This is a genomic window from Pseudomonas sp. BF-RE-25 (genome assembly GCF_019956105.1).
Classification (GTDB): domain Bacteria; phylum Pseudomonadota; class Gammaproteobacteria; order Pseudomonadales; family Pseudomonadaceae; genus Aquipseudomonas; species Aquipseudomonas migulae.
Genome location: NZ_JAHBDB010000035.1, coordinates 49,850 through 55,916, shown reverse-complemented (window position 1 = coordinate 55,916; position 6,067 = coordinate 49,850). Strand labels below are relative to the sequence as shown.

Sequence of the window (6,067 nt, the reverse complement as noted above, 5' to 3'; positions counted from 1 at the left end):
GTGTATAAGAGTCAGGTGGTGGGGTGTTGAAAGTAGTAATCAGCCCTGCGACTGCTTGATGGCAATATCTCGGATGGTTTGGATATTCTGATGGATTGCTGAAAGTACAAACCACACTCCAGAGCCTAGGCAGCCTACGGCGAAGCCAATCAGGGCGCCGATGTACTCGTAGTTGCCCTTCATTGCGAAATACCCCGCAACCGTTGCAACGATGATTCCTGCCCAAGCGAAGAAATTCACTACGGTAATCACGATGTCTTTCATTGTCTTTGCTTCCTGCGTGGTTAGAGTCGGGTCACTTTGCCATCATCAGGTTGAGCGGTAAACGGTGGTTCTAAAAGGGTCTTGGCTCGCAACTATATACAGCGGAATTTTGAGATAGGGTTCGCGCCCTTAAAAATCCGAATGACTGTTTTCAATCGCTGAAAATCAGTGAAAAACGGTGCGCTCCAGCTAGGTCGCGGCCTACACGCTCGTTCCATCTTTCACACACAATTTACGCACAGGTTTATCCACAGGTAGTACGTTGCAACACCCTGTGAAACGCATTATCTTGTATCTCGGCGGCGAAAAAACCCTACATGTAGGGGTTTGCCGTTAGCTGCTGACCTCGAACGAGGTACTTAGAAAAGTCTGCGAATGGTCGTGCTTCGGTCTCCACAACTTAGAACACAACCATCCGCACCAACTAAAGCTAAACAGTAGCGATTACGTTAGCCCTAGGGGGACTGCATTGAGCCAAACATTGACGTGATCGTCAACGGTTCTCTGCTGGCCGGTAATCCTTGGGGCTGACAAATCTATCCTTTGCTACAAAGGTAAAACGTCATGCCTAGTAATAAAAAGCAGTCCTCATCGAAGTCGGCCAAACTGGCCTCTGAAACCCTCCGCGATCCGCATGCCTCTAAAATTGCCAAAAGTCTCGCTGCCTCCACGTTGGCCCAAGCCAACACTGGAAAGCAAACGAGTGCTGAGATGGAAACGGTTGCGGGCAAGGTTCTCCAGAGCGACAAGTATAGCGAGGAAACGAAAGCCCTCGCTGCGTCTGTTGTCTCCCAATCCAACCAAGAGCGGGGGAATTAATCATGCCTTACCACGCGGTTGTAACGGTCGATTTGGATAACGGCGTCAGCTCAACAGCTCGCACGAAATTCAATGAGGGGCTGAAGAAAAAGAACTTCAGCAAACACAAGCTCACGACTCTCTGGACAGCGGTCTTTACGCCAGCGACAACGAGGGAGGGCGCAGTCAAGTACGCCCGCGACAGCATTGATGCTGCGGCTGCATTGGCAGGGATTTCCACCTACGAAGCCTTCGTGTCAATCAGCGAGGCGCCGCCAGTCGAGTGGAAGAAAAGCTCGACAAACCCTCTGTTAGAGGGGCTGCTGCGGTTCCAGAAGTAAAAAGCTTTAGGCCCCACTTCGGTGGGGTTTTTCACGTCTGGCCATCTGGTTTTTAGCTACTGATGATTTTGACGAAGCTTCTCTATAGCTGTGGTGATGGCGTCTGCGTTCAAATCTAACGTTCCCAATGCGGTGGTGATGTTGTCGTGCGTATCGACAGAGCCGCGTGCCTCGATCCACAGCGCCACTTCCTCAAGCCCGGCGGCGATAGCATGTTGGTTGAGGAGAAGTAGTTCCAGTGCGTCAGCCACTGTTTCGTTGTTATCGGTCATGAGGCATCGTCCCTGATTAAGTAAAAAATGTGTTACCGAACCACGGTTGCGTCTTGACCGCTGAAAGGAAGGAAGCACCCGCCAGCAGTTTTCATTAGAAATCGTACTTTGAGCTGGCTTCCTTTTGAGAGGTCATACCCGGCGTTCTTGTCGGCGAAATCGACCTGTAGGTCTTGAGTTCCAATGCCATCCACATTCAACGAAACCTCATCAGACTCCAGCAGAGCAATCTCGCCTTTCCATGTCATCCAGTGATTTTTGTATTTCGCATTGAATATGTCGTCTTTCTTCTGATCGCTATAGGTGCTTTTGCATCCTATGTCCGCGTTTACTTGATTGTAGGCTGCTGTGCTCTCGGGATATTCGGTGGCGGGGGCAGAAGCTGTGTAGGTGCTCCCGGTTGAACTTGTAGGTTTGGTGGGTGCGTTGATCACGCCTTTAATAACAACGTAGGCGAGGCCGACCGCGAGCACGATTCCGATAGTTCTTTTGGCTGACAAGATTCAATCCTTGAAGGGTAGAAGATGCCTTATGGTGGCAGCGTGATGTGATTTGTGTCCAGATGTCAGGCTGGATCGTTCCCTGCTGATTTCCCAAAATCCGTATTTTCAGAATCAGCACTACGACAGCGTTTCAGATATTCCAGCCTGAAAATAAGGAAAGGCGTTCCTGTGCGAACTACCCAGCCGCCCAAATTTTTCATGAGCACTTTCAGGAAGAAGGGGTGGGGGTATTCTGAAAACTGTCGCTCACGCAGCGTTACTTAGTGCTGTGCTCCTAGCTCAACCAGAAACCCAAGCTTTTGAGAAATAACCCTAGGCCGCTGGAAGCTCTGACAGCCTCAGAATGAGACGTTGAAAGCGAGCATCAGGCGACGTACTGCCGTTGGTGTGAACTCGCTACCACGAACCGTACGCAAGCCTTTGGAGTTGAGGCAATCGGCTACTGACTGAAGCGTATTCACTTTGTTGTACAGGCCGGCGAGCAGGTGAGGTTGGACAGCCGCTTGATGTGGGTTCACATTCTTCATGCGTTGATCATTAACCCCGAGCGACGTTCGCGTTTCGTTGATGCTATCAAGCCAAATTCGATTTCTATAGTGTTGAACTGTGCGGCTATTTGCCATCATTCAACACCCGATTCCAACCCGATATCCTCCGCACCTCAGCAAATGAAATGGATCAGGGAGTTTTCAGCATAGCTTTTGGGATTTGTCCTACAGCCAGTGCTTGAGCTTCCCGGTAACGTCATTCTGCCCCAGCTACAGGCTGGAATTCCCCGCAACGATTCAAGGACGATTCATGATTTCTTCTGCACGACTGGGTGACAAACATGTCTGCCCAATGCCCGGTCACGGCACCACCCCGATAGCATCTGCCTCCGCTGACACGAATATCAACTTCATGGGCTCTGCACGTGTTGGCGATACCTGTGGCTGTGGCGCTGTTATCACTACCGGGTTTCCCTCGATTCAAGTGAACGGGAGGCCTATGGCTCACTTAGGCAGTCCCACCAGCCATGGCGGAACAATCATCACCGGATCAGGCGATGTCGGTGGTGGGTTTGTAATGGGGGACGCTGGCGGTGCAACGATCATCAACTTCATGGCACTCGGTGCATTCCGCCCAGATTGCACTGTGGACGATGAGAAAATGGCCACATTGCTGGCTGATCCGAAGCTGACAGAGAAGGCAACCGCTGCAAATGCGTTGGTAGATCCCAAGGCAGCCGCTAAGCAGCCGGAAACGAAGGCTGAGCCAAAGTCCGACCCCGCTGTTTGCAATGAGCCTGACCAAATGCAAGAACTGGCCAGCTACATCGCTGGTGAGATGAACACCAACATCAATAGCCCGTATGTTCGCCAGATGATTGACCTAAATAGCTACGATGCGGCAGCAGAGACGAAGAGGTATGAAGAACTTCCGCTGTATCTCAGGATGGGTTCGGGGCCTGACTTCTACAGCTTGGCACTTGGAAAGAAGGCGAAGGCTTTCGCCATCTGGACGGAGCGCGTTGGACAAAATCGCCCATGGGACCACAAGCCCACATTGCTGAAACTCTTCGGCGGCAAGCCCCGGCACAAACAAGGTGCCTACGACTACTTTTACGACATCTGGTCGAACGTCCACTACGGTTATGTAGGTATGGCCGCTGGGTTTTCAGAAAGCGTTCTCTCGGACGGTGCAGGGGGTGAGCAAATTGCCTCAGACTCTATACGGAAATTTAAAGAACTGGTCACACCGAACACAGGTAGAAAACCACTCCCCGGCCCCCATCGCTCAGAAGATGTTGACGGGCTACGGGCTTGGGACGATGCTCCTGACCGGATATCGATTGGTATCGGTGTAAAGCTCTACAAACAGCACCCCAACGGAGGCATTACAGCCAAGATGGTCATGGACGAAGTATTGGCAGTATCGCCAGAGGAATGGGGGGACGGTGTAAGTGAGCACAAATGCGAAACCAATTAGATATGGGCGGATATTCTCCGTGCTCCTACTCCTATTGCTCTCCCCGTTTGCGTTCTGGTATATCGCAACCCCCACAGTAATCGTCCACTACTCAGAGGATGCGACGGAAAAGCTTGGGTGCGTCTGGAATACACAGAACAGGATCTATAGGAGTGGTCGCGGGGGGTTGTACCCCGGCGAATCGTCGTTAGACTTAGGCCACATCTTCCCAGACGAAAACTTCTTTATGGAGTTCTACTGGTGGGGCAAAAAGACTCGCAACCATTGCGTTAATGTCACCCCGAAGTGGCCGACGACTCATATCTACCTTGATGCGAACGGCGACATTGATACCAGTGAAGGAAGCGGCACGGACACTGATCGCTTGCAGCAGTGCACCACGGACACGGCGAAACCATAAGGTGATATTCCAGAAACTGGCCCAACGCGTGAAGATGACAGCGGGCCAAGCCACCGAGTAATCTCAGCGGAACACACCGCCTCAGGGATTGAAAATGTCAGGACAACAAAACCCAGTACAACTACTGACAACAATGCATAACGAAGCAGCGAGCAAGTTGGACTACTTCATTCTGGGTGTCACGTTAGCCATCTGTGCCTACCTTGCTCAAACCAACCCTTACGCCCAAATCGGCGTGAACAAAGAAACGTTCCTGCTCGGTAGTCTGCTGGTGTTTGCAACAAGTGCCATCTGTGGGTTCAAGCGGATTGAATCGACCATTGCAGCTCTACGAATGAACGCGGCTGCACTTGAAGAAAAGGATCCACAGCTAAGGGCATATTGCCTACAAAGACTCAGGGACAGTCGTGAGTCGCACCACTGGTACAAAGTGCGTAACTACCTTCTGGCCACTGGTCTTCTCTGCTATCTCGCAACCAAGGTGTGGGACTCATACCAAAGCCACGGCTGGATATCTGTGCATTAGGCCGATTTTGACCAATCCCATTTTTCGCCAGAGCTTCGACCACTAGTAGCGAGAATGATCTTGGTGACCCGCTCACACCTAGGGACTGTCATCCTGCACGGCGGTTAAACTGAAGGTGTGAACGAGCGGTGGGTATTCTACATGACTCGTTCCAATCAGATTCCTTGCCGCCGTCAAAATTTCCGATGCGCTTCAACATGCGTTTGGCTGTCGAGCTTGGAAAGTAATTCTTGCAGTTTTTCAAGCGGTGCTAAGCATCGAGCAGTGGGCTTGCCCAGAAACGCCCAAAGAGCACCACAAATAACATGAGGTACGTGGCCCCGGATAGCTTGCACAGAAGCATCTGTGCAATAGCCAGCGTTAGGCCGCCTTCGATTCTTTTTTGATCCTGTACACCGTTGCAACACCACAGTCAGCTTGCTTGGCGATCATCTCAGCGGACATCGTTGGGTACTTCTCCATCAGCGTCTGTACCTTTGCCCACTTGGCAGCGTTCCTTCCTTTGCCTGATGGCTTCCATTCAGGGTCAGCAGCCTTCTTGTTTTCCAAACCCTGCTTGATGCGTTCAACACGCTTCTCTTGATCCAGTCGTGCCATGGTGGCCATCAAATCAATCAGCATGTTGTTGATCACATCCATGATTTGACCTGTGATTCCTTTGGCTTCAACCAGCATGTGACTGGTAGGCAAATCAGCTACAACCAACCGCAAACCCTTGGCCTTGATGGTAGCTTTGAGAGTGTCCCAATCAGTCTGTGAGAGGCGGCTGAGGCGGTCTACGGACTCAACCAATAGCACGTCTCCACTCTCGGCAGTATCGAGCAAGGCGAGCAGCTCAGGACGGTTGAGCTTGGTCCCACTGATGTTTTCTGCGTACACGCCAACGATGCTCAATCCTTTCTCGGTAGCGAACGATTCAAGGGCAACTCTTGCACGATTGGCGTCTTGATCTTTGGTCGATGCACGTAGGTACAAGTGGGTATTCATGGGTGGTT

Annotated in this window: 9 protein-coding genes; 4 read left to right on the top strand and 5 right to left on the bottom strand. The window is 51.5% G+C overall.

Annotation, left to right across the window (positions count from 1 at the left end):
• Positions 1-39 precede the first annotated feature (39 nt).
• Positions 40-264 (bottom strand): hypothetical protein, encoded by a 225-nt coding sequence (locus KGB24_RS17585; protein WP_223415481.1) that lies wholly within the window; start codon positions 262-264, stop codon positions 40-42.
• 564 nt (positions 265-828) lie between these two features.
• Here KGB24_RS17585 and KGB24_RS17580 point away from each other — a divergent pair.
• Both KGB24_RS17580 and KGB24_RS17575 read left to right on the top strand, forming a co-directional pair.
• Positions 829-1,083 (top strand): hypothetical protein, encoded by a 255-nt coding sequence (locus KGB24_RS17580; RefSeq protein WP_008028257.1) that lies wholly within the window; start codon positions 829-831, stop codon positions 1,081-1,083.
• A gap of 2 nt (positions 1,084-1,085) precedes the next feature.
• Positions 1,086-1,403: a hypothetical protein gene (locus KGB24_RS17575; RefSeq protein WP_223415480.1), complete on the top strand. Its 318-nt coding sequence runs from the start codon at positions 1,086-1,088 to the stop codon at positions 1,401-1,403.
• Between the two features lie 56 nt (positions 1,404-1,459).
• Here the strand turns inward: KGB24_RS17575 and KGB24_RS17570 are convergent, their stop codons facing one another.
• The 3 genes from KGB24_RS17570 to KGB24_RS17560 form a co-directional block, all read right to left on the bottom strand.
• Positions 1,460-1,675, bottom strand: a complete 216-nt coding sequence (locus KGB24_RS17570) for a hypothetical protein (RefSeq protein ID WP_008028254.1) — start codon at positions 1,673-1,675, stop codon at positions 1,460-1,462.
• 32 nt (positions 1,676-1,707) lie between these two features.
• Positions 1,708-2,175, bottom strand: a complete 468-nt coding sequence (locus KGB24_RS17565) for a hypothetical protein (protein ID WP_008028253.1) — start codon at positions 2,173-2,175, stop codon at positions 1,708-1,710.
• 341 nt (positions 2,176-2,516) lie between these two features.
• Entirely contained in the window at positions 2,517-2,705 is a 189-nt protein-coding gene (locus tag KGB24_RS17560; RefSeq protein WP_223415479.1) for a hypothetical protein, read from the bottom strand.
• Between the two features lie 271 nt (positions 2,706-2,976).
• Here KGB24_RS17560 and KGB24_RS17555 point away from each other — a divergent pair, with 271 nt between their 5' ends.
• Positions 2,977-4,146: a polymorphic toxin type 44 domain-containing protein gene (locus tag KGB24_RS17555; RefSeq protein WP_223415478.1), complete on the top strand. Its 1,170-nt coding sequence runs from the start codon at positions 2,977-2,979 to the stop codon at positions 4,144-4,146.
• Between the two features lie 494 nt (positions 4,147-4,640).
• On the top strand, positions 4,641-5,072 hold the full coding sequence (locus KGB24_RS17550) for a hypothetical protein (RefSeq protein ID WP_032828711.1): 432 nt from the start codon (positions 4,641-4,643) through the stop codon (positions 5,070-5,072).
• Between the two features lie 360 nt (positions 5,073-5,432).
• Here the strand turns inward: KGB24_RS17550 and KGB24_RS17545 are convergent, their stop codons facing one another.
• On the bottom strand, positions 5,433-6,059 hold the full coding sequence (locus KGB24_RS17545) for a recombinase family protein (protein ID WP_223415477.1): 627 nt from the start codon (positions 6,057-6,059) through the stop codon (positions 5,433-5,435).
• Positions 6,060-6,067 lie beyond the last annotated feature (8 nt).